The sequence below is a fragment of the Pseudoalteromonas sp. SR41-4 genome (genome assembly GCF_014163985.1).
Taxonomy (GTDB): Bacteria; Pseudomonadota; Gammaproteobacteria; order Enterobacterales; family Alteromonadaceae; genus Pseudoalteromonas; species Pseudoalteromonas rhizosphaerae.
On the sequence record NZ_JACJEI010000004.1, the window covers coordinates 152,267 to 174,512 of the forward strand.

Sequence of the window (22,246 nt, forward strand, 5' to 3'; positions counted from 1 at the left end):
TTTTAGTAATGATTGAGCCAGCCCATTTTGAGCTGGCTTTTTTTATGCCTGCAATTGGGAGCCGTTGCATTATTTCAATAAATTTAAATTTATTTTTGAACTAAAGTAGTTTGAGGGCGTCTACTCTTATGCTTATTGTTGAATTGCAGTTTACATAAGCATCATGTTGATTTCCCCCTATTTGGTTACTAGTTTTAGTAATGATTGAGCCAGCCCATTTTGAGCTGGCTTTTTTTATGCCTGCTATTTGGCGCATGCAGTATTGTTTTCATCAATTTTAAATTGATTTTGAACTAAAGCAGCCTGAGGGCGTCTACTCTTTTGCTTGTTGTTGAATTGCAGTCAACGCAGGCATCATGTTGATTCCCTAGTTTTAGTTACTTATTTTAGTAATATTAGGCCAGCTCACCTTGAGCTGGCTTTTTTTATGTCTGCAATTGGGAGCCGTTGCATTATTTCAATAAATTTAAATTTATTTTTGAACTAAGTTAACTTAGGGGCGTCTACTATTATGCTTGTTGTTAAATTGCAGTTTCCGCAGGCATCATGTTGATTCCCAAGTTTTAGTTACTTATCTTAGTAATATTAGGCCAGCCTACCTTAAGCTGGCTTTTTTTATATTTCACTCTTTTTACTTATCCCTTTAATAAAAGATTGCTGTAATAGTACGTAATGTTTATTTTGCCTTTTTATTTCTAAAATACTGTTATCTGGCCGCAATTGTTTGCGGATAAATCTATGAATTCATTAAATGTTAATTTTTTGTTTCATTTTGATTCGGTTGTGTCTATTATGGAGAATTGATTGTAATATCAATAGTTAGACACATACCTCGTCATTCTTTAAAGGTAGTGATAATGGCTTATTTAATTAATAAACATACAAGCGAATATTGTTTTTTATATGCGCATCATAGTTTTGGGCGGTTTCAATATTCTGTAGATACACTTGTCAACGATCTAAGCGTGTCGAAAATACACACCATTATTGAGTGGTTGAATGGGAAGTGGTATATCCGTGACTTAAGCCTGAATGGTACTTGGTTAAATCATAAGCGTTTGGTGAAGGATGACTCTGAAGAATTAAGTATTGGCGATAAGATTTATTTTGCCGGTAATTCAGAGGTTACTTATGTAGTTAAAGATCTCAGTCCACCTACAGATCAATTAATTAAGTTAGATGACGAGCAAAGTAAAACAGCCGAGACAATTAAGCTTAATCATTACCACCTATTGCCAGAGCAGCAACCTGATAGCGTGGTTGTTTTTGAGCAAAGTAGCGGCCAATGGTTGTTAGAATCATTACACGATGATGAGTTTACGATACGAGAAGTCTTAGAAGATCATAGTATTATTACCTTAGGTGGCAAACAATGGATGTTTCTTTCTAGCCATCTGGAAGTTGCAACCCAGATGAGCTCTGTACCACAATTGTATATAAGTGATTTAGACTTTATTTTTAACCTAAGTTTGGACGAAGAAACATCAGAATTAAAAGTTCAACATCACAAAAATAATAAAGATTTTGATTTGCATGTTCGCTGCCATCACTATTTAACCTTAAATTTAGCGCGCTATAGAGCTTTAGATGCTAAAAAAGGAGTATTACCAGCTAACCAAGGTTGGGTAAATACGGAGCAATTAGTGAAAGATTTAGGTGTCGACATGCGCTATTTAAATATACAGATACATCGTGCTCGTAAGCAGTTTTCAGAAGTTCTAGTCAATGTTCATGATGCTGAAAATATAATCGAAAGACAATTGCGAAAAGTGCGGTTTGCTGGTGCATCCTTTATGATTTATAAAGGGTGTGAATTAGAGAGTACCTCGGATGTCGTTAGAGCATGAAACAGTATTAAAATTTAATAAAGTCATCACTAACTATAAATTAATTAAGCTACTTAACCAAGGAGGAATGGGAAGTGTGTATCTTGCAGAGGATACACGTTTAAAGCGCTATGTTGCGATTAAATTATTAAAGCCTACTGAGCACTCAGTAGAACATAGCGATCCCTTGGTTGAAGCACAGCTGCTTGCCCGTTTGAATCACCCAAATATTGTACAAATACACGATGTACTTTTGTATGAGCAGCAAATTTGTATTGTAATGGAGTACTTAAAAGGTAAAACATTACAGCAGTTTCAACATCAGCACGTCACCACACTCTCCGAAAAGCTTAATTTATTAGCACAACTGTGTGCTGGTCTAACCCATGCCCATAGTCAAGATGTGATGCATTGTGATTTAAAGCCTAGCAATATTTTAATTGATAAAAATGAATTAAAAATCACTGATTTTGGTATTGCAACATTACAAAATAAGCCGCTTAGTGAGCAACGTGATGAATCCAGTTGTGGCAGTGCTAGTGCGATGTCGCCTGAGCAGCTTAATAAACAGCCGTTAGATTTTCGCAGTGATTTATTTTCTTTTGGTATGCTGGCCTATATGTTTATTAGTGGCCGTCATCCATTTGGTGAAGGATCTGCGCAAACGATTGCTAATAATATTGCCAACGGTAAAGCGTGTAATGCACATGAGATCATTCCCAAGTTACCTAATGAATTATGTGATTTACTAAATCAATTATTACAACGAAAAAAAGACCGCCGCCCTGTTGATGCTCAAAGTGTAGAGCGTAAGTTACAAGCCGTTATTATAGCTATTAAACAGCAAGAAATTTTGGCGCAAGACACAGTTCCACTAGAGCAACTCGCATTACAAAAAAAACCGCCTAAAAAGACTGTTTTTTTAGGGACTTTGCTTTGCATAGCCGTGGTTGCAACAGGATTAATGTATAAGCTGCAAGTACATAAACCAGCAGAGCACTATGTTGCATTTTTACCTCCGGTGGTAAAATCAGCCGCACTGTTATCCGCAGATACAAATATGCTCAAAGCCACAATTGATGATGCTATTAGGCAAAGTATTATTAATAGTAAGCAGTTAAATCTTATTTCGCAGGATGAGGTTGCGCCTATTGTACAAAGCGGCAAGGCTAAACTTACTTTTGCAGATAAGTTACATAAATTAAAGCAAGCAACGGGAGCACAAGAAGTGGTGACCGCTGAGCTTAATTGTATGCAACCACAATGCTATTTAACGTTAGTTCGGCTCGAGGCGCCAAATTGGACGGTAAAAGCGCGCAAGCAATGGCCGATTATTACTGATAACTATAGTCAAATGTACCATTCAAGCAGTCAGCAATTAACAGCTCTTTTTCCTGATTTTGATAGTAAATATATTGCAATGGCGCAACTTAGTGACAAAGTACAAATTGAGCATATAGAGCTTTATCAAAAAGTGCAGCAAGTAGGTGATTACACTGAGCAATTATTTATGCGTATTAAAGAGGCTATTGAACAAACCCCGCAGTTATATGCCAATTATGAGTTACTACGTGAAGTCGCACTGAGTTTGTATCAGCAATCACAGCAAACAGAGTATTTAGATATTGCCAATAAGTTACTTTTTAACTCACCAACTGCGTATCAAAACACCCCTGCATTTGCTAAAAATGCAATGCTAATCGCGGTTGCTAGACAAGATTGGTTAGCGGCTAAACAGTACTTGACTAAAGCTGAGCAAGTTGGAGCTAATACATTAACGCTTTATGAGTTACAGGGTTTATTATATTTACAACAAGATCAGTTGCCTGAAGCACAACAGGCGTTTGAACTTGCATTAAAAATACGTGTCAGCCCAATTATAAAACAGAATTTGGCGCAAGTACTGTGGTGGCAAGGTCAAATTGAAGAGGCAAAGCAGCTGCTTAATGAAGTTATAAACGTAAGTCCTCAAAACTACATGGCAAATCAATTATTGGCCGATATTGCTCTTACCGAAGGTGATTTAGCTATTGCTATAAAACAATATAACCAGTCGATAGCAATTAAACCTGATAGCACGAATTTAAGTAATTTAAGTATTGCTTATTCTTTGCAAGGGGAGTTTGAGCCAGCGTTAATAGTTGCTCAGCATGCGGTTGATATAAACCCGGGGCATGTAGGATTTAGACTCAACTTAGCTGACACTCAAAAGGCACTTAATCTGGTGGAATCATACCCAGCTAATTATTTAAAAGTTGTTGAGCTTACGCAAAATCAACACACCCTTGATAGTTATTTAGAAGTCGCGCAAGCATATAGCCAACTTGGCGAAGCCAAATTTGCCTTACAAGCATTAAATAAGGCAATTAGTATTGCGTCAGATCATAATGAATATGTGTTCACTGCAGCGCTTGTGTATAGTGTGATTGGTGAGTATCAGTCAGCGTTAATGTATATAGAAAAGTCATTAGCGATAGGCTATCACCCGATGTGGTTTAATTTACCCTGGTTTAAATCTTGGTGCCAAAAAGAAGAGTTTATTGCGTTAATGCAGCAATATGACTCCTCTTTTAGTTGTGCTAGTGTTTTAAATTAAAGAGTTGCACCCGGCCTACGAACAATGATTTTAGGATCTTGTGACATGTAAATTTTGCCCGAAGGTACGTGTTTAGCTGTATACCTAAACGAAATAGGTAAATACTCAGTTTCTTTGCCTTCGGTTACTTCAACAACTTTTTCAAGGTTGTCTTTATCGACACCTAAAAATTCGTAGGTTGGTTCTACTTGAGCAATTGTTAAAACTAAAGTGTTGCCATCTGTGATCTCGGTAGAGATATTATATTGGCAATTGCTATCTGCACCACAATATTCAACGCCATTCCCATAAAATTCCCAATCGGCAGCCACTGATGGATCTAGGCTGATAATAAGCTCTACGTATTGTTTTTTCTCAATGCTTTTTGCATCGTTATTTTTAGCATTATTAAATAAAACACTTAGTGATTCAGTTGGGTTTGTTTCGCTATTGAAAAACGTTAACCAATTTTCTTGAGTATGAGGTAATACAGTTAACGTTTTAACGGAAAAGTAGTTATCTGCTTTACATTGCACTTCAATATTTGGGGTATTGATTTCGTTCATTTTTTCAGTCCTTGTATTGTTGTATAAGTAAAAACCACTTGTTGGTTTTTATAATTATTCTGAGTGTAGAATAAAATAGTTTATATAACGAATTAAGATGAGTATTTTGTAATGTCCTGTAATAATTTTTAGGGTCATAAAAAAGTAAAAAAACCTATCTTGGTATTTTTAGATTGGCTATCATGAACTGTCTTTTGGCTAATTAAAGTTTATTTATGTATATACAGTTACTTACAGACATTGATTGGGTAAGTGTTGGAATTGGTTTTAGTGTTGGCGCGGTGCTTTTTAGTGTTATTAATGCAAGCCGTAGTAAGCGATTAACAGCAGAGCTAAGTGAGCAGCAGCAACAACTAGCTTTATTGCAAACACAGTCCAATGAAAAACAGCAGCAATATACTGCCTTGATAGATGAACACGATTTACTTAAACAAAGCCACCAAGAACAACGCGACGAAACTCAGCACTATAAAACCCGCTTCACTGAGCAAGAAAAGCAAAGCCAGCAATACAATCATTATTGGCGCAAGGCTGAAGCTGATTTAACAACACTACGAAGCGAATACAATGCCCGTGATGTTGAGCTCAATAATATGCGCACTATGCTTGAGCAAAAGCAAAGCCATTTTGAGCAGCAGTTACAACATATTAAAGAAAGCAAAGAGCAGCTTAAAAAAGAGTTTGAAAACCTTGCTAATCAAATACTCGAAGAAAAATCGCAAAAATTTAAAGTCCTTAATCAAGAAAGTATTGAGCAGCTGTTAAAACCTGTCCAAGGTGAGCTAAAAGGCTTCAGGGATAAATTGGAATCAATTCATGTTGAAGATGTAAAACAACGTGAAGCTCTGAAAATAGAGTTATTACATCTACAAGCGAAAAGCCAAGCAATCACTGAGCAAGCAGACAGGCTCAGTAACGCATTGCAAGGGCAAAAGAAAACCCAAGGTAATTGGGGCGAATTAATGCTTGAAAACGTGTTAGACAGCGCAGGACTGCGCGCTGGTACTGATTATAAACGCGAGGTATCGTTTAATACCGAAGAAGGCCGCCTGCGCCCTGACGTGGTGGTGTATTTGCCTCAAGGTCGGCATTTAGTGATTGACGCTAAAACTTCGCTAAACGCTTACACTCGCTACGTAAATGCAGATAATGAACTGCAGGCTCAACAAGCAATTAAAGAGCATGTTGAGGCTGTAAAAGCGCGTATTAATGAGCTGGCGAGTAAATCATATGATCGCTTAACTGGGCTTAACTCTCCTGAAGTGGTAGTGATGTTTGTGCCGATAGAATCAGCTTTTGTTGAAGCCCTTAAATACCAAAGTGATATTTACCAACAAGCGATAGAAAAGAACATTCTGGTTGCCACCCCCACTACCCTCTTAACCAGCTTAAATATCGTGAAACAGTTATGGCGCTTTGAGGAGCAAACTAAATACTCCAAAGAATTGGCAAACCGCGCCGAACGTTTTTATAACAAGCTCAACGGCTTTTTAACCAGTATGGAAGGCGTTGGTAAGCAACTAGATAAAGCCAAAGAAAGTTATGACAAAGCGTTTTCGCAGTTATATCGCGGAAAAGGCAATTTAATTAAACAAGCATCTGAATTTAAAGAGTTAGGGGTGTCGGTGCAAAAAGAGTTACCTCAGGAAAGTGTTGAGAGAGCTCACCTTGAATTGGATCAATAGAGAAAATGAAACAGCTGTTAAACAAAGGAATTGCAACGCTAAAATCGGTATCAGATAAGTTTACTGATGAGCTTAATAAAGGCTATGTTTTAGCCAAAGAAAAGGTCAATGGATTACCTATTTTCATATCGTTAGAACATTGTGGAAAAGTAAGTCCGATATCATTTGACGAAAAGCACTATTTTGTAATTCCTTTTGAATTATCAGAGTATAAGTTTGCTTTACATACTATGCGTTGTTTACCTAACGGTGTACCAGAAGTGAATAATCTACCCAAGCGGCGCATTTTTCATTTTCCTAATGAGCATGCTGAAGCTGGGCTTAGGCTGTACATGTTAAATAGTACTAATGAAATAATGCTACAGCAAGCTGCAGAGCGCACTAACACCTTGCAATCACTTGCCAATGACATCGACGCGTTAGATCGAAAGCTTACTTATGGCATGTTATTAGTTGGCGGCCTTGCTGCTATTGCAAACCCTGCTATTGGTGCGGCGATTGCTGCAAAAGCGGTCTTACCTAGTTTTACTGGGCTATTTAATAAATATGGTATACGCGCATCTGGCGATAAGTTATCACAGTATCAGCTCGAAAAAGCAGTAAAAGAAGCACAAAATAGTATAATACAAGAGTTTGAAGCCTCGAATACAGTGCAAGTTATTAACCCTATTTTACAAGAACTAGCACTTACATTAAGAACAACCGAAGCGGAACATGATCCCTTAACTAGTTTTAACTTAGCTGATGGATCTATTCCTGAATTAGCTAATGATACTTGGCGAGAGCTGACTGAAGCAGCTATTTGTCATGTTTATAAAGAAGTTTATGATGACTCGTCGCTACATAAACAAGCGCACTTAGATGCTAAAGATTTAAGGTGGTTAAAATTACTGTTTGACGTGAATGAAGCAAAGTAGATAAGGCAAGCAAGCGATGAACATTGGTATTTATATTTACGATGATGCCGAAGTGCTGGATTTTTCAGGCCCATTCGAGGTGTTTAGTACCGCTAAACGACTCGCTAATAACGATTGGCAGGTGTGTCTTATTGCTGAAAACAATACACCTGTTATGGCGCGCGGTGGTTTTAGTGTAAACCCCCATTACAGTTTTGTTGATCACCCCGCTATTGATTTGCTCATTGTTGTTGGTGGTGTACACACTGTTGAACTTGAAAAACCTGCCGTAATAAACTGGATACGAGAAACCGCTGGTGCTACTGCTAAAGTTGCCTCAGTGTGTACAGGCGCTTTTTTACTGGCCAAAGCGGGTTTACTCGATGGCTTAACGGTTACCACGCATTGGGAAGATCTTGCGGATCTCGCTAATATGTTCCCTCGGTTAAATGTGATCAGTAATAAGCGCTGGGTATCACAAGATAAATTCACCACTTCAGCGGGTATTTCTGCAGGAATTGATATGAGCTTGCAATTAGTTGCTGAGCTGGGGAGCCCTGAGCTTGCAGAGCTTACGGCAAAACAAATGCAGTACCAGTGGCACAAAAAAATTTAACTGTTCGGTAACTGTTCACTGATAAAGTTATGCATATAATCTCTAAGACAAACCGCTTTTTTACTAAGTAAACGACCACTTGGCCAAATGGCATAAATTTCTCGCGGCAGGCTTTGCCATAGTGGCAATACTCTAACTAACTCTTTTGTTTGTAGTTCATTTATAATTTCAAAGCGCGGTAACAAACCGATACCTTGATGATCCGCAACTTGATATTTTACAAAGCCAGTATCGTTATAAATGCTTTTAAAGCGGCACATGTGTGTGTAAGTAGCACATGATTGCGTGTTCGTTAATAGCCATTTATTTCTAAGTGTTGTACCAATTAAACGGTGATGTTTTAAATCGTTCGGTTCAACAAGTTTTGCTGCATTTGTTAGGTACTCAGGTGATGCGACTAAGATAGAGTCGGCTTCTGCGAGCTTTTTTTGCTGTAATAACGAATCAGCTTGAGGGCCGATCCTGAGCGCTAAATCAGCTTGGTTTTTAATAATATCGTCAAGTTGATTACTTAAAATCAGCTCCAACTGAATATCAGGGTATTTCTTGCAAAACGACAACCACATCGGCTTTAAAAAACCATGACAGATATTCAGTGGCGCGAGCACTTTTAGCTTACCACTAAGTTGTTCTTTTTGTTGATTGAGTTGATAACGAGTTTGTTCAAATTGCTCAACTAAGTTGGCATAACTTTGATAGTACACCTGTCCTTGTTGTGTGAGTGTGCATTGGCGTGCAGAGCGATGCAGCAGTTTTTGCCCAAGGCGAGATTCAAGGCGCTGTAAACGCCGCGTAACTGTTGCCGCAGGCAGCGATAAATACTCCCCCGCTTGAGACAATCCTCCTTGTTGTACTATGTGCACAAACAGCACTATATCATCTAGCATGATTCCACTTTTGCAATTTAAGTTTGATTAAAGCTTTATATTTAACATTTTAGTAAGTCTATATCATTGCTCTTAGGTTTTCTTGTTAAAGAGTATTTTTATGGAACACAGTATTAATTGGGTAGCTGTTATTGTTATCGGTGTAGGCGCAACAGCAGTGCTTGATAGTTGGTCGCTATTACTTGCGAAAGTGTTTGGCGTGCCATCTTTAAACTTTTGTATGGTCGGTCGCTGGATAAGCTTGATGCGAAGTGGTCAATTTAAACATACAGCAATAAACAAAGCGCCATCGCAAAAAGGCGAATGCGCAATCGGTTGGTTTATCCATTATGTAATAGGCGTTATTTTTAGTTTTACTTTTTTATTGGTTATGTCAAATGACTGGCTAGTATCCCCCCGCCTAATACCCGCCCTTATATTTGGTTTAGCCACAGTATGTATGCCTTTTTTTATTATGCAACCTGCGCTTGGGCTGGGTATTGCTGCGAGTAAAACGCCAAGACCAGCGTCGGCCAGAGTTAAAAGCTGTGTATCACATTGTGTATTTGGTGCAGGAATTTATATCAGCTCGCTTGTTTTATTGCTATTTTGAGGAGCTACTATGTCTGCTGATTATTGGTTAAATCGTTGGAAAAACAATGATATTGGTTTTCATGAAAGCCGAGTAAATCCATACTTAGATCGTTATTTTACTAACTTGAAAATTCCTCAAAATGGCCGAGTTTTCGTGCCTTTATGTGGTAAAACAAACGACATTGCATGGCTACTCGAGCAGAATATACAGGTTGTGGGCGTTGAGCTCTGTGAAAGCGCCATTAAACAACTATTTGGCTCTTTAAATGTTACACCTACAGTAACGGTGCACGACAAGTTTAAACTGTATAGTGCGGATAATTTGGCTATTTGGGTGGGAGATATTTTTGCACTAACCGCCAACTTACTTGGATCTGTTGATGTTACATATGATCGCGGATCATTAGTAGCCCTGCCTTTTACACTACGTAAAAAATATAGCAGGCATGTAGTGATGATCACACAAAAAGCACCACAGCTACTTATTTGTTGTGTATATGATCAGTCTAAACGCGATGGCACACCATACAGTATTAGCGCTCAAGAGGTATTTGATCACTATCACCATGCTTATTCGCTACAACTAATTAGATGTGAAGCTATTGCGAATGGAGTTAAAGGCGTTGTACCGGCAAATATAGTTGTTTGGCAGTTAAACAAAAAAGATTAAACTTTATGTTGTATATTGCATGTAATGTTTGGGGTCAATGGATGAATGCTTGCGATGAACGTTCTGATCTTATATGCAAACTTTGCGAAAGTATCTGTAGTTAACCTTGCTCAGTTTTACGAGCGAATCATTTTGTCACTTCCTCAACCATTTGAACAAATACAATAACTAATAACAGCACTTTTAGGATCATATAATGAATATAATCAAAACCTCAGGGCTTGTCCTGTCGGTATTGGCTGGGCTGTCGCTATCAGGCTGTTCGGTAACACACAACGTCACGGCTACAACAACGATGAATCAAATTAGCAATCCACTGTCGCTTGAACAAATCTATAAAGATAAATATTTCAAAGCGCAGCGTAGCACTTACTTTAAATGGCTTGATGATGGCACCGGCTACACCGTGCTTGAAGAACGTGGAAGCGAAAAAGATAAAAAAGACGACGCTGAAAATGCCAAAGCAGATGACGAAAAAGAGCACGGTGTAAAAGGCAACGACATTGTATTTTACAACGCCGATGGTACTGGCCGCAAAGTTCTAGTTGAGTTTGAAAAACTACTGCCAGAGGGCGCAGATGAGCCATTTGCAATCGAAAGCTACCAGTGGTCAAAAGACGGCAAATGGTTGATGGTATTTACCAATAGCGAGCAAGTGTGGCGCTCTCGCAGCCGTGGTGATTTTTGGCTCTTAAACCTTGAAACCAATAAATTACAGCAACTCGGCGGTGAGCAACCAGAACCTAAAAAACTGATGTTTGCTAAATTCTCACCAGACAGCTCAAAAGTAGCTTACGTGCGTGATAACAACATTTATATGCAAGCGGTTGGCAGCAACAAAGTAACAGCGCTTACAACCGATGGCAGCGCTAAAATCGTTAATGGTAACTTTGATTGGGTTTACGAAGAAGAATTCAGCATTGCTGATGGCTTTCGTTGGAGCCCAGATAACAAATCAATCGCCTATTGGCAGCTAGATACCAGCGGCGTTAAGTTTTTCACCATGATCAATAACACCGACGAGCTTTACCCTACTTTAAAAGAGTTTCCTTACCCAAAAGCCGGTGAAACTAACTCGGCAGTACGCGTGGGGGTTGTTAGCCTTGCTGATAAGAAAACCCGTTGGGCCAAACTTGAAGGCGATAACCGCGACCGCTATATTCCTCGTATTAGCTGGGCAGGCACCGGCAAGGAATTAATGATCCAAGACTTAAATCGCCCGCAAAACCACAACAAGGTTTGGCTGTTCGATTGGCAAAAACAGCAATTGACCAAAATTTTAGAAGATAAAGACGATGCTTTTATCGAGTGGTTTTACAAAGCCAACTGGTCAAAAGATGGTAAGTTCTTTATTTGGCACAGCGAGCGCGACGGCTGGCGTCACCTTTATCGTATATCTCGCGATGGCAAAACCATTATCGATTTAACCCCAGGTGATTACGATATTGTTGATATGCTGGCGCTAAACGAAGATAAGAACGTGATGTATTTTACAGCTTCGCCAGACGATGCAGGTCAACGTTATTTATTTAGTACGTCTTTGGATGGTAGTAGTAAACCTGTACGCGTAACGCCTGCTGAATTTCAAGGTTCAAACAGCTATTACATGTCTAAAGATACCTCATGGGCAATGCACACTTACTCACAATTTGGCACGCCGCCAACTAAAGAGATCATTAAAGTAAGCGATCACAGTAATGTTAAAACCTTAGTTGAAAATAAAGAGCTGAAAGAAAAACTGGCTGAGCAAAGCTTACCAAGCCACGAGTTCTTTAAAGTGAATGCGAGCGACGGCACCGAGCTTGACGGCTACATTATGTTCCCTAAAAACATGAATAACAGTAAAAAATACCCAATCGTTTTTTACGTGTATGGCGAACCGTGGGGCTCAACAGTGCAAGACCGCTTTGAAGGCGACAGCTACTTGTATAAATCACTGCTAACACAAAAAGGCTTTATTGTGGCATCGGTTGATAACCGAGGCACACGCGCACCAAAAGGCCGTGATTGGCGTAAATCGATTTATAAAAAAATCGGCTCAGTCACTGTACAAGACCAAGTTGATGCGCTTGATGCCATGGCAAAACGCTGGGATGTAATAGACACCGACCGTGTTGGTGTATGGGGTCACTCAGGCGGTGGCAGCTCAACCCTTAACTTATTGTTCCGCCATGGCGATAAGTTCAAAGTCGGTATTGCCTCAGCACCGGTGCCAGATATACGTTTATACGACACTATTTACCAAGAGCGTTATGCGGGTAACCCAAATACCGATCCTGAAAGTTACGACAACACCTCGCCAATTACCTTTGCCAAAAACCTAACCGGTAAGCTATTGCTTATTCACGGCACAGGGGATGATAACGTTCATTACCAGGGCTCAGAGCGTTTAATTAACGAGCTTGTTAAGTACAACAAACAGTTTGAGTTTTTCTCATATCCAAATCGCTCACATAGCTTACGAGAAGGCAAAGGTACCACCTTGCACTATCACACTATGATGGCCGATTTTTTTGAAAAGAACTTATTGAATAAGTATTCGCTTTAAAAAAGTTAGATGCTAAAAAGCCACACACTAACAGTTAGTGTGTGGCTTTTTTAATCAAAATGGTGTGAGGTTTATAAAATAAAGTTAAAGGTCAAAGGTTTGAGTCGTTTTAGTGTTAAACGTACTTTACGCAAATAAAAAAGTAGCATCCGTGCCACTACAAGTGCGATATTAAGAAAAATTAAGAGCTTGGTTGCGAAGGTTGATACTTACTAACGAGAATTTGCTGCAAACTTTTTAGTGCCCGCTTTATAGCTTGTAGCATGTTCCTTCCTTTGGTATTTACATTTATGCTTGGCAAACCAGGTAGAAGAATATTGATTTTGCATTGCTGCAAAGTACCCAGCCGCTCGTTTAATAGATCATTAATTTGAATATCTACTTTACGAATATTTAAAGCATGTTTTGCCAACTGGCTTTTCACTAATTTCAAAATTGACATTTTTTCACTTGAGTTAATTGTTTTGTTTTTAACCGTAAGTTTTAGCTTCATGCAATTACACCTTTAGTAGCACCTGTGTTGCAGGCATGGATGTAATCTACTAACTTAGTAACAAAGGATAAAGCTGATTATTTCTGATTTAAAGACAGGTTTTTTCGAATGATAACCAACATAAACTACAATCACTTATACTATTTTTGGCAAGTGAGTAAGCACGGCAGTATTGCTGCTGCCAGTAAAGTACTCAACTTAACGCCGCAAACGGTCAGCTCTCAAATTACCAACTTAGAGCAACGATTAGGTAAGCCACTGTTTATTCGCCAAGGCAGAGGGCTAAGACTAACTGAGTTTGGCCATGTCACTCAGCAATACACAGATGATATGTTTGCTATTGCCCATGAATGGCTAGAAACTACCCAAGGTGATATTGCGCAATTGTCACGAACACTAAAAGTAGGCATTTCGGATGTATTACCAAAATCATTAGTTTCTAAGTGGCTAGCCCCTTTAATTGATAACGAGCGTATTACAAACTTACATTGCATTGACGGTCAGCAAGATGAGCTGCTCGCGCAAATGACGGTTCATAAGCTCGACTTAGTTTTAGCTGATAAACCGCTTGATACCACATTACCATTTAAGGCTTTTTGTCATGAAATAGGAAAAAGCCAAATAGCTCTCTTTGGCAATGCAACATGGCACTCGCAATTATATAAACAGTTTCCACAATCTCTTAATAATAAGCCTTTAATTCTCCCTGCAAAAGGAAGCCCAGTCACACGTGCTATTCATTATTGGCTGCAAGAACAGGGTATTGAAGTATCAATAGCAGGCCATGTTGATGACAGCGCATTAATGAAAGCATTGGGTGAGCAAGGATTTGGGGTGTTCCCTGCGCCTATTTTGGTCAGAGCCGAAGTTGAGCGCCATTATGACGTTTGCTATATTGGTACAATTAATAATGTTTATCAGCATTATTATGCCTTTACGCCCGACAGGCTAATTAAAGACAGTATTTACGATGAATTTATTAAGCATGCCCAAATGACGTAAATTTTAGCTAATAGCTTTACACGCGTTAAAACACTAAAAAGCCAGACTTTAATTGCTCTGAAGTGTGGCTTTTTTAATCAAGTCGTAATGGGGGTTTACAAAGGTTGGGTAGAGTGCAACGAAACCCAAAAAAATTTGTAGGGATTGGCTGAGGGAATAAATGACCCATGGCATTTTAGTTATTGTTTCTATATTTTAGAGATACTGTAAGGCTTTAATTTTTTTAGCTCTCTAGATTTGTTAACTAAACTTTCGATAAAAGGTAAATAGTTCTCTTCTGATGCCAGTACTTTTAATAATTTTTGAGCTATACCTTTTACTTCTTTAGTCCACTCCCTGTCCTCAATATCGTCAGTAACTTGTTGGAAAAACTGTATAGCTTGGTCTATGTCACCACTTATTAAACATACCATACCTCTATTATATTTTGACCATATAGAGCTATTCTCATTGAGTTTGTTAATTACATGCTCTTTTAAAGATTTTTTATCGGAAAATAAATTTCTAATGTGTAAAATTATAGGCTTTGCTTCATCTACTAATACTTGAACTTGATGTTTAAATTGTTCTTCTGATTCAAACTCAACAAACTTTATTTCTCTAAAAAAGCGTACATCAAATGAGTAATATTCTTTTGGATACCATTGAAAGCATACCGCAATATTGAGAGAGGTGCCTTTTTTCCACCTTGAGGGCTGGAATTCTATTACAGTTGTCCAAAGGCCATTATCATCAAGCCAGACTCTTGATTGTCCTTTTCTTTTAACTCCTATTGGTTTAAATGCTTCTCTTACAATTGTATTAATAATCTTTTGATGCGGTGAAATGGGCATGCTTTTCCCTCATATTGTTATCCTTTATGGTCAGTACAGCTTTCGTAATTTGTATTATTTCAATAGCACTTTGCGATAAGGACATGCTTAATAGTATAATTTAGCAATACGTGTTCAAATCATAGGTTAAACAAGTTTTGTCGTTTGTTGCCATTAAACATAGTTTAACTCAACTTCCCAACCATTTCTTTAACCACTAAAAACTGCACTTCTCTTAACATTCTTAACTCGGCTACGCGCACATCTGCAGGTGGCATATTTTCAACTTCTTGGTATAAGTTACTAAATTCACTCTCTATATTTTCTACAAAATAACTTAGCTGCTTTACTGCTGTAGAGTTTGGAATACCTAGCTCTTTTGCAAAAGCGATAACATCAGCTTTGTTGACATCACAGAAACGTTTTTTATCATTTATGGGAACAGGTAAGGCTTCTTCTAGAGGCTTTGCACCTTCTGGAACATAAATAATGGTGCTTAATAAATCATAAAACGGTGTTATTTGCGCAGACCCGTTTTCGTAATAAAAACTGATATTTTTTAAATGCGCATCCCCGTTACCGACTAATAAATTATAAATAATCCATTGATATAATTTAATGGCCGTTGCAGCTTTAGGACGTACGTTATTGAGTATTTTCTGGTATGTTTCAACCGTTGATGCAGAATATTTGGAGTGCCTGCTATAACTTAATAACTGGCAACTATCTATAATATGCTTACGCTCTTGATCAGGGTAACTTCCTGTACGGTCAAAGCGTTCAACTAAATAGGCTGGCTCGGCGTATAAATGAGTTCTACATTCGGTACATCTAACCCTAATCGTCCCGCTAGTTTCATCATAAACCACTCATTGCATGTCGTTTGCCAATATTGGTCTGGCTCAGAATGATCGGGTTTGAGTATATGTGTTGAAGGTGTGCCTTCGTTTCCTTCAAATAACTCATCACCGAGCTTAATAACCAGCATTTTATGTTGCGGCCCAGCAAGTGACATACGGCTACTTTGGCGGCTATTTAACAGTGCTCTGGGCAAGTTTTTGATACGACTAGATAACTCTGAAAAAGCTAATGGTATAGCGCTTGGGGCTGGAAAATCAATATGCTCTGGTAATAGGGTTAAAGCACCAGCAGATTCAATACCGGATGCAGTTAGTAGAGCAAATGAATCCTCATGATCAACTCTCACTTCTTTAGCTAACAATTCACGAGCATTTTCTTCTGGCAGTAAATTATCAAAAAACTGTTGCACAGGACGAGTAGTACCAGAATCAAGAATCACATGCTCTTGCAGTTGAATACTGGGAGTTATTGCAAATTTATTCGCCGAGTTAAGCCAAGCTTGATCATATTTAAAAGACCAAAAGCCGTTACTATCTTGTAATTGGCCCATGAGCTGTTTGCCAGCATAAACATCGAGTGATCTATTATTCATGGCCAGCCACCATGTTCTGGATTTGAGTTATTAATTTATTTTTAGCTTTTTCATCGTGTTGAGGTACAACTACGTCTATTTTTACCTCTAAACCTAAAGCTTCCATTAAATCGAACGCGCGGCCAATCGATAGCGAACCTGTGCCATTTTCAAAGTCACTCACTGTATTAATGCTAATACCGGAGAACTCCCCTGCTGTTTTTTGATCAAGTTTTTGGCTTTTTCTCACTATACTTGCCAATTTACCTAATTGTTTTGCTGACTTTATCGTGACTTCCATTACCTATCCAAAATTCACAGTATTCTGTGAATTATTCCAGAAATAACCATGAGATAGCATAAATTCATAATAAACTGTGAATTTATGGTGTTTCATAAATCTAACGGTATCAATCCAACAGTCCTTCTACCCATTCTAAAACTAGGCGTGTATCTCGGGTTTGAAAGCGCTGTTTATTGGGTATGTAATAACAAAACTCAGATTCAACCGCGTGAGTATTAAAGTTTTTAAGTAACTCGGTGTTTAAAAGTCGTTGCACAAGAGTGGTTGAGCAAAACACCAGTCCTGAGCCTGCCATAGCTTCTTGAATGCCAAATAGCTCTTGGTCAAAGGTTTTAATAATAAATAACGCAGGATCTAAGTTGTTTTGAGTAAGCCATTGTTTAAGTGGTGGCTCACTCAGGGCGTTGTTTTTCCATTTTGTGGTATACAGCGTAACAGGGCCATTTTGCCATGGGATATCGGCTGCTTTGTGTGAGCCAAATAGATTAAATTGTTCGGTTTTTATAATGTCATCTGCGTTTATATTGCGCTGCTGGCCAAAGCGAATGGGTAATGTGTGCAATTGTTTATCAACGGCTTCACTGGTTGATATATCTACCTCAAGATTAGGCTGGTTTATAGATAATTCCTGCAATGCGGGTATTAAGCGCAGGGCGGCCAGTGACGAGGTGGTGGTTATTTTAACTGTTGCCCCTGTGGCTTGCACAGTTGCCAGTGCTTGGTCGATGCGGTTAAAGCCGTCACTTGTGGCCGCACTTAAATATTCACCAGTGGGAGTGAGAGTGATCTTTCTTACTTGGCGGTAAAATAAATCCACATTTAAACGGCTTTCAAGATTATTTATATGGTGTGAAATCGCGGTTGGCGTGAGTGAGAGTTCATCAGCGGCGGCTTTAAAGCTGCCTAAACGCGCCGCAGCTTCAAAGGCTTTAAGCGCTTGTAGTGATACTTGCATAAGTGATATTCGCAAATGATGAAATTAATTATAGGTGAGTATAACTTACTTATAGTTGAGGTTAACTCGTTTGTGAAAAGCCGCTGTTAGTTAGATGATTACTGCACAATTACTAACAGGATAAACAGCATGACCACCCTATTACACATTGATGCAAGCATCAGAGCCGTTAAAAATGACAATCCAGATCACGATTCAATCTCTAAAAATATAGCTAAGCGTTTTATAGAGAGCGTTACTCAGCAGCAAAGCATAGATGAGTATATTTATCGTGATGTAGGTGTTAATCCGCCGCCTTTTATTACCCAAGACTGGATAGGTGCGGTATTTACCCCTGACGATAAAAAGACTGCAAAACAACAACAGTTACTGGCCTTGTCAGACACATTAATCGCTGAAATTGCAGCCGCTGATATTATTGTGATTTCCTCGCCTATGTATAACTACGGTATGCCCGCACAGTTAAAGGCGTGGTTTGATCAAGTTGTGAGGATCAACAAAACCTTTGATTTTGATCTGGCCCGTGGAGACTTTCCATTACAGCCTTTACTAGGCGGTAAAACATTGGTTGTGATCACCTCAAGCGGTGAGTTTGGTTTTGAGCAAGGCGGTATACGTGAGCATATGAGCCATTTAGTGCCCCATTTACGTACTTTGAGCAAATATTTAGGCGTGAGCACAATTCATGAAATTGCTTCTGAGTATCAAGAGTTTGCCGATATTCGTCATCAGCAATCGTTAAGTAATGCTTACAGTCAAGCAACAGAACTGGCACTACAACTTACCAATATGGCTATTTAGAATAGCTAAATATTACTCGCTTTCCTGTAGTATTTTTAGCCAAGTTGTAATGGGGGTTTACAGTCTATTTTATTTTTACAAATACGAATTTTCGGTTTTTGACATAAAAAGCGCGAGAATATTAACTCTCGCGCTTAAGTTATACATTTTTTGCTTTAATTAAATATCAAAGCGGTCTGCGTTCATTACTTTCACCCATGCATTAACGAAGTCTTGTACAAAACGCTGTTTGTTATCGTCTTGCGCATAAAATTCAGCAAGTGCTCTTAAAATAGAGTTGGAGCCAAACACTAAGTCAGCACGGGTAGCGGTCCATTTAGTATTACCGGAGCTGCGCTCAATAATGTTATACGTGCTTTTACTTGCCGGTTCCCAGCGATAGTTCATATCGGTTAGGTTAACAAAAAAGTCATTGCTTAATGTGCCTACATTATCGGTGAATACACCATGCTGGCTGCCACTGTGGTTAGTGCCTAGTACACGCATCCCACCAAGTAGTACCGTCATTTCAGGGGCAGTTAACCCCATAAGTTGTGCTCGCTCTAAAAGTAGCTCCTCGGCTGAAACGGCATAATCTTTTTTCTGCCAGTTTCTAAAGCCATCATGAATTGGTTCTAATACATCAAACGACTCTGCATCGGTCATGTCGTCGCTCGCATCGCCGCGACCTGCTGCAAATGGCACAGTGATATCGACACCCGCGGCTTTTGCAGCTTGTTCAACTGCAGCAGTACCGCCGAGTACAATTAAGTCCGCTAAACTCACGGGTTTGCTTAAACTTGCTTGCACTTTTTCAAGAGCCGTTAATACCTTAGCAAGTTTTTCTGGCTCGTTACCTTGCCAATCTTTTTGTGGGTTTAAGCGAATGCGTGCACCATTGGCGCCACCGCGATGATCAGAGCCACGATAAGTACGGGCGCTGTCCCATGCAGTGCTGATCAAGTCACTGGTGCTAATGCCTGCATTTAGCAGTTTGTCTTTAAGCTCGCTAATTTCAGCATCAGATAAGGTGTAATCGACGCTTGGGATGGGATCTTGCCAGATCAAATCTTCACTTGGTATATCTGCACCTAAATAGCGAGATTTAGGGCCTAAGTCACGGTGAGTGAGTTTAAACCAAGCCCGTGCAAACACATCGGTGAAATAGTCAAAATCATTATAAAAACGTTCAATAATTTTGCGATAGCTTGGGTCCATCTTCATTGCCATATCGGCATCGGTCATAATCGGATTTAGGCGAATTGATGGATCTTCAACATCAACAGGTTTATCTTCCTCTTTAATGTTTACCGGCTCCCACTGGTTTGCACCCGCTGGACTTTTGGTAAGCTCCCATTCGTAATTTAACAGCAGATAGCAATAACCGTTATCCCATTTAGTTGGGTGAGTTGTCCACGCACCTTCAATGCCTGATGTCATAGTATCGCGGCCTATCCCACGCGTTTTATGGTTGTTCCAACCTAGGCCTTGCTCAAATACATCTGCGGCTTCAGGCTCTGGGCTAAGATTCTCTTCGCTGCCATTGCCATGGGTTTTACCCACCGTATGGCCACCCACCGTGAGCGCTGCGGTTTCTTCGTCATCCATCGCCATTCGAGCAAACGTTTCGCGTACTTGTGCCGCAGTTTTGAGTGGATCTGGCTGGCCGTTTACGCCTTCTGGATTAACATAAATTAACCCCATTTGTACTGCAGCTAACGGGTTTTCCATGGTGTCTGGTTTTGCTACGTTGTCGTAACGTTCATCACTTGGCGCAAGCCATTGCTTCTCCGCGCCCCAATAGACGTCTTTTTCTGGATGCCAAATATCTTCACGCCCGCCGGCAAAACCAAAGGTTTTTAAACCCATTGATTCATAAGCCATATTGCCTGCTAAAATAATTAAATCGCCCCACGATAACTTATTACCGTATTTTTTCTTGATAGGCCAAAGTAAGCGACGTGCTTTATCAAGGTTAGCGTTATCAGGCCATGAGTTCAAAGGAGCAAAGCGTTGGTTACCTGTACCGCCACCACCACGGCCATCAGCTAAACGGTATGATCCTGCTGAGTGCCACGCCATACGGATCATCAAGCCACCATAATGACCCCAATCGGCAGGCCACCAATCTTGGCTTTGTGTCATCAGATTTTTTAAATCGGTTTTAACGGCTTCAAGATCTAATTTTTTAAATTCTTCAGCGTAATTAAAGTCATCGCCATAGGGATTAGGTTTAGTATCGTGTTGATGAAGAATGTCTAAATTTAAGGCCTTTGGCCACCAATCAGTATTGGAATTAGACGATTGTGTGTTGCTACCATGCATGATTGGGCATTTACCCGCACCTGAATTGCTCATTTTTAGCTCCTTTATCGGAATATAAAACTCGGTCTATAACTCACTGTGTTTAAAAGCTTAGTTCATAACAATTAACTTGCTACTGAATGTAATATATTGATTGATAAACCCTGTTTAAGTTCATCCTTTGTACCAATATAGAAGATTAACGATTAAAAACTAGTGCTAAATCACGATTTAAAGCGATTGCAGCTATCGATTAATCTGATGTTTATTGTTAAAAAATAGTGGCAGTAAAATGGCCACACGTATATTGAGTTATTTGATAAGCTGTCTGAATTAATTATAAAAAAGAGTTATTAATTAAAAATGGTTAATTTGAAGTGTTTAGTTTGCTTTCTTATTTTGTTTTCAACTTTTAGCAGCGTTGCTGAGCAATCGTTTGAAATCCCCAGAAGTGCGGTTATAGAGCTTACCGATCAGCAGGCAAAGCTTAGCTATCCTTTATTTATAAAGCTCCCGCGCAGTTACAGTCGAAATAAAGATAAAACATACCCTGTTGTTTACCTCCTTGATGGCTCGTATGCGTTTCAAGTGGCATCCGGGGCGACGCATTTTGCTATGAACAGTGGCGCCATGAATGAAGCAATACTCGTTGCAATTGGTTATTCGCAAGGCTCTAAAGGGTCATCAAGCCGTATTAGAGATTACACACCAAGTCAAGCAAATGATTGGCAGCTCGAAACGGGTAAGGCCGAGCAACATGCTGCTTTTATTCGTGATAATGTGTTTGCTTATATGCAAAGTAATTACCGTGTGACCTCTAACCAACGTACTTTAGTAGGTAATTCATTGGGGGGCTTATTTGCTGCTCATGTACTTTTTACCCAGCCTAATATGTTTGAAAGTTACATTATTGGTAGCCCGTCGGTGTGGTTTGATAATGAGAGCATAATATCTCAGCCGATTACTAAAGCTAAGCAAGACGTTAGGGTTTACTTATCGGTAGGTAGTAAAGAAACACCTGAATTTGGCGAAGGGCAAGATATGATAACTGGAGCTAATAAGTTAGCGAGTAAAATACGTCAAGGGGATGCTAAAAATATACAGCTTGAGTTTTCTATCATTGAAGGAGCAAAGCATGCGACGGCATTTCCAACCACGCTGATCCAAGGTTTAGATTGGCTATACGCAAAACAGCGCAGATATTAATACCAATCGACTTAAATATTTAGCCTTTCTAGCGTGCTAAATAAAGCGCTAACGGCGTTATAAATTTCATGTAGAACAACCACTTATCAAAAAAATATCAAAATTTATGCCTTGTT

Annotated in this window: 18 protein-coding genes and 1 pseudogene; 11 read left to right on the plus strand and 8 right to left on the minus strand. The window is 39.3% G+C overall.

The window, feature by feature from the left end; all coding sequences use genetic code 11:
* Positions 1–857: 857 nt before the first annotated feature.
* The gene (locus H5180_RS04940; protein WP_182757812.1) at positions 858–1,847 is read left to right on the plus strand and encodes an FHA domain-containing protein; all 990 of its coding nucleotides are present in this window, start codon (positions 858–860) and stop codon (positions 1,845–1,847) included.
* On the plus strand, positions 1,831–4,422 hold the full coding sequence (locus tag H5180_RS04945) for a serine/threonine-protein kinase (RefSeq protein WP_182757813.1): 2,592 nt from the start codon (positions 1,831–1,833) through the stop codon (positions 4,420–4,422). Before H5180_RS04940 ends, H5180_RS04945 begins: the two co-directional genes overlap by 17 nt.
* On the opposite strand, the gene H5180_RS04950 is transcribed toward H5180_RS04945, so the two are convergent.
* Positions 4,419–4,967 (minus strand): hypothetical protein, encoded by a 549-nt coding sequence (locus H5180_RS04950; RefSeq protein ID WP_182757814.1) that lies wholly within the window; start codon positions 4,965–4,967, stop codon positions 4,419–4,421. The two genes, H5180_RS04945 and H5180_RS04950, sit on opposite strands and share 4 nt — an antisense overlap.
* A gap of 215 nt (positions 4,968–5,182) precedes the next feature.
* Between H5180_RS04950 and rmuC the strand changes: the two genes are divergently transcribed.
* The 3 genes from rmuC to H5180_RS04965 are packed head-to-tail and all read left to right on the plus strand — an operon-like array spanning position 5,183 to position 8,164.
* On the plus strand, positions 5,183–6,652 hold the full coding sequence (gene rmuC, locus H5180_RS04955; RefSeq protein ID WP_182757815.1) for a DNA recombination protein RmuC: 1,470 nt from the start codon (positions 5,183–5,185) through the stop codon (positions 6,650–6,652).
* Positions 6,653–6,657: 5 nt separating this feature from the next.
* Positions 6,658–7,569: a hypothetical protein gene (locus H5180_RS23530; RefSeq protein WP_259397117.1), complete on the plus strand. Its 912-nt coding sequence runs from the start codon at positions 6,658–6,660 to the stop codon at positions 7,567–7,569.
* A 16-nt stretch (positions 7,570–7,585) separates the two neighbouring features.
* The gene (locus tag H5180_RS04965) at positions 7,586–8,164 is read left to right on the plus strand and encodes a DJ-1/PfpI family protein (RefSeq protein ID WP_145238987.1); all 579 of its coding nucleotides are present in this window, start codon (positions 7,586–7,588) and stop codon (positions 8,162–8,164) included.
* On the opposite strand, the gene H5180_RS23535 is transcribed toward H5180_RS04965, so the two are convergent.
* Positions 8,161–9,051, minus strand: coding sequence for a LysR family transcriptional regulator (locus H5180_RS23535; protein ID WP_257326690.1), 891 nt, complete (start codon positions 9,049–9,051; stop codon positions 8,161–8,163). The genes H5180_RS04965 and H5180_RS23535 overlap by 4 nt on opposite strands.
* 100 nt (positions 9,052–9,151) lie before the next feature.
* On the opposite strand from H5180_RS23535, the gene H5180_RS04975 reads away from it, so the two are divergent.
* From H5180_RS04975 to H5180_RS04985, 3 genes are all read left to right on the plus strand, one after another.
* Positions 9,152–9,643 carry a DUF2938 domain-containing protein gene (locus H5180_RS04975; RefSeq protein ID WP_145238984.1) on the plus strand — a complete coding sequence of 164 codons (492 nt, stop codon included), beginning with the start codon at positions 9,152–9,154 and terminating at the stop codon, positions 9,641–9,643.
* 9 nt (positions 9,644–9,652) lie between these two features.
* Positions 9,653–10,294, plus strand: a complete 642-nt coding sequence (tmpT, locus tag H5180_RS04980; RefSeq protein WP_182757816.1) for a thiopurine S-methyltransferase — start codon at positions 9,653–9,655, stop codon at positions 10,292–10,294.
* A 196-nt stretch (positions 10,295–10,490) separates the two neighbouring features.
* Entirely contained in the window at positions 10,491–12,842 is a 2,352-nt protein-coding gene (locus H5180_RS04985; protein WP_182757817.1) for a S9 family peptidase, read from the plus strand.
* 181 nt (positions 12,843–13,023) lie between these two features.
* Here H5180_RS04985 and H5180_RS04990 read toward each other — a convergent pair whose 3' ends face one another.
* Complete coding sequence (locus tag H5180_RS04990) at positions 13,024–13,335, minus strand: hypothetical protein (protein ID WP_145238975.1); 312 nt, start codon at positions 13,333–13,335, stop codon at positions 13,024–13,026.
* 108 nt (positions 13,336–13,443) lie between these two features.
* On the opposite strand from H5180_RS04990, the gene nhaR reads away from it, so the two are divergent.
* A complete protein-coding gene (nhaR, locus tag H5180_RS04995; protein ID WP_182731201.1) occupies positions 13,444–14,337 on the plus strand; it encodes a transcriptional activator NhaR in 894 nt (297 codons plus the stop codon).
* Positions 14,338–14,525: 188 nt separating this feature from the next.
* On the opposite strand, the gene H5180_RS05000 is transcribed toward nhaR, so the two are convergent.
* From H5180_RS05000 to H5180_RS05015, 4 genes and pseudogenes are all read right to left on the minus strand, one after another.
* The gene (locus H5180_RS05000) at positions 14,526–15,170 is read right to left on the minus strand and encodes a hypothetical protein (RefSeq protein WP_145238969.1); all 645 of its coding nucleotides are present in this window, start codon (positions 15,168–15,170) and stop codon (positions 14,526–14,528) included.
* Between the two features lie 164 nt (positions 15,171–15,334).
* A pseudogene (locus H5180_RS23810) lies at positions 15,335–16,602 on the minus strand (HipA domain-containing protein).
* Positions 16,595–16,882, minus strand: coding sequence for a helix-turn-helix domain-containing protein (locus tag H5180_RS05010; RefSeq protein WP_145238966.1), 288 nt, complete (start codon positions 16,880–16,882; stop codon positions 16,595–16,597). Before H5180_RS05010 ends, H5180_RS23810 begins: the two are co-directional and overlap by 8 nt.
* A 109-nt stretch (positions 16,883–16,991) precedes the next feature.
* Positions 16,992–17,840, minus strand: a complete 849-nt coding sequence (locus H5180_RS05015; protein WP_182731198.1) for a LysR family transcriptional regulator — start codon at positions 17,838–17,840, stop codon at positions 16,992–16,994.
* A 129-nt stretch (positions 17,841–17,969) separates the two neighbouring features.
* On the opposite strand from H5180_RS05015, the gene H5180_RS05020 reads away from it, so the two are divergent.
* Entirely contained in the window at positions 17,970–18,641 is a 672-nt protein-coding gene (locus tag H5180_RS05020; RefSeq protein ID WP_145238960.1) for an FMN-dependent NADH-azoreductase, read from the plus strand.
* Positions 18,642–18,800: 159 nt separating this feature from the next.
* Here H5180_RS05020 and katG read toward each other — a convergent pair whose 3' ends face one another.
* A complete protein-coding gene (gene katG, locus H5180_RS05025) occupies positions 18,801–20,978 on the minus strand; it encodes a catalase/peroxidase HPI (RefSeq protein ID WP_182757818.1) in 2,178 nt (725 codons plus the stop codon).
* Between the two features lie 309 nt (positions 20,979–21,287).
* Here katG and H5180_RS05030 point away from each other — a divergent pair, with 309 nt between their 5' ends.
* The gene (locus tag H5180_RS05030) at positions 21,288–22,130 is read left to right on the plus strand and encodes an alpha/beta hydrolase (RefSeq protein ID WP_182757819.1); all 843 of its coding nucleotides are present in this window, start codon (positions 21,288–21,290) and stop codon (positions 22,128–22,130) included.
* The last annotated feature ends 116 nt before the right edge of the window (positions 22,131–22,246 follow it).

Coding starts and splice junctions, on each gene's coding strand:
- tmpT (WP_182757816.1), top strand. CDS start 9,653: ATGTCTGCTGATTATTGGTTAAATCGTTGGAAAAACAATGATATTGGT.
- H5180_RS05030 (WP_182757819.1), top strand. CDS start 21,288: ATGGTTAATTTGAAGTGTTTAGTTTGCTTTCTTATTTTGTTTTCAACT.
- katG (WP_182757818.1), bottom strand. CDS start 20,978: ATGAGCAATTCAGGTGCGGGTAAATGCCCAATCATGCATGGTAGCAAC.
- H5180_RS04940 (WP_182757812.1), top strand. CDS start 858: ATGGCTTATTTAATTAATAAACATACAAGCGAATATTGTTTTTTATAT.
- H5180_RS04985 (WP_182757817.1), top strand. CDS start 10,491: ATGAATATAATCAAAACCTCAGGGCTTGTCCTGTCGGTATTGGCTGGG.
- H5180_RS05020 (WP_145238960.1), top strand. CDS start 17,970: ATGACCACCCTATTACACATTGATGCAAGCATCAGAGCCGTTAAAAAT.
- H5180_RS04950 (WP_182757814.1), bottom strand. CDS start 4,967: ATGAACGAAATCAATACCCCAAATATTGAAGTGCAATGTAAAGCAGAT.
- H5180_RS04945 (WP_182757813.1), top strand. CDS start 1,831: ATGTCGTTAGAGCATGAAACAGTATTAAAATTTAATAAAGTCATCACT.
- rmuC (WP_182757815.1), top strand. CDS start 5,183: ATGTATATACAGTTACTTACAGACATTGATTGGGTAAGTGTTGGAATT.
- H5180_RS05015 (WP_182731198.1), bottom strand. CDS start 17,840: ATGCAAGTATCACTACAAGCGCTTAAAGCCTTTGAAGCTGCGGCGCGT.
- nhaR (WP_182731201.1), top strand. CDS start 13,444: ATGATAACCAACATAAACTACAATCACTTATACTATTTTTGGCAAGTG.
- H5180_RS05010 (WP_145238966.1), bottom strand. CDS start 16,882: ATGGAAGTCACGATAAAGTCAGCAAAACAATTAGGTAAATTGGCAAGT.
- H5180_RS04975 (WP_145238984.1), top strand. CDS start 9,152: ATGGAACACAGTATTAATTGGGTAGCTGTTATTGTTATCGGTGTAGGC.
- H5180_RS23530 (WP_259397117.1), top strand. CDS start 6,658: ATGAAACAGCTGTTAAACAAAGGAATTGCAACGCTAAAATCGGTATCA.
- H5180_RS05000 (WP_145238969.1), bottom strand. CDS start 15,170: ATGCCCATTTCACCGCATCAAAAGATTATTAATACAATTGTAAGAGAA.
- H5180_RS04965 (WP_145238987.1), top strand. CDS start 7,586: ATGAACATTGGTATTTATATTTACGATGATGCCGAAGTGCTGGATTTT.
- H5180_RS04990 (WP_145238975.1), bottom strand. CDS start 13,335: ATGAAGCTAAAACTTACGGTTAAAAACAAAACAATTAACTCAAGTGAA.
- H5180_RS23535 (WP_257326690.1), bottom strand. CDS start 9,051: ATGCTAGATGATATAGTGCTGTTTGTGCACATAGTACAACAAGGAGGA.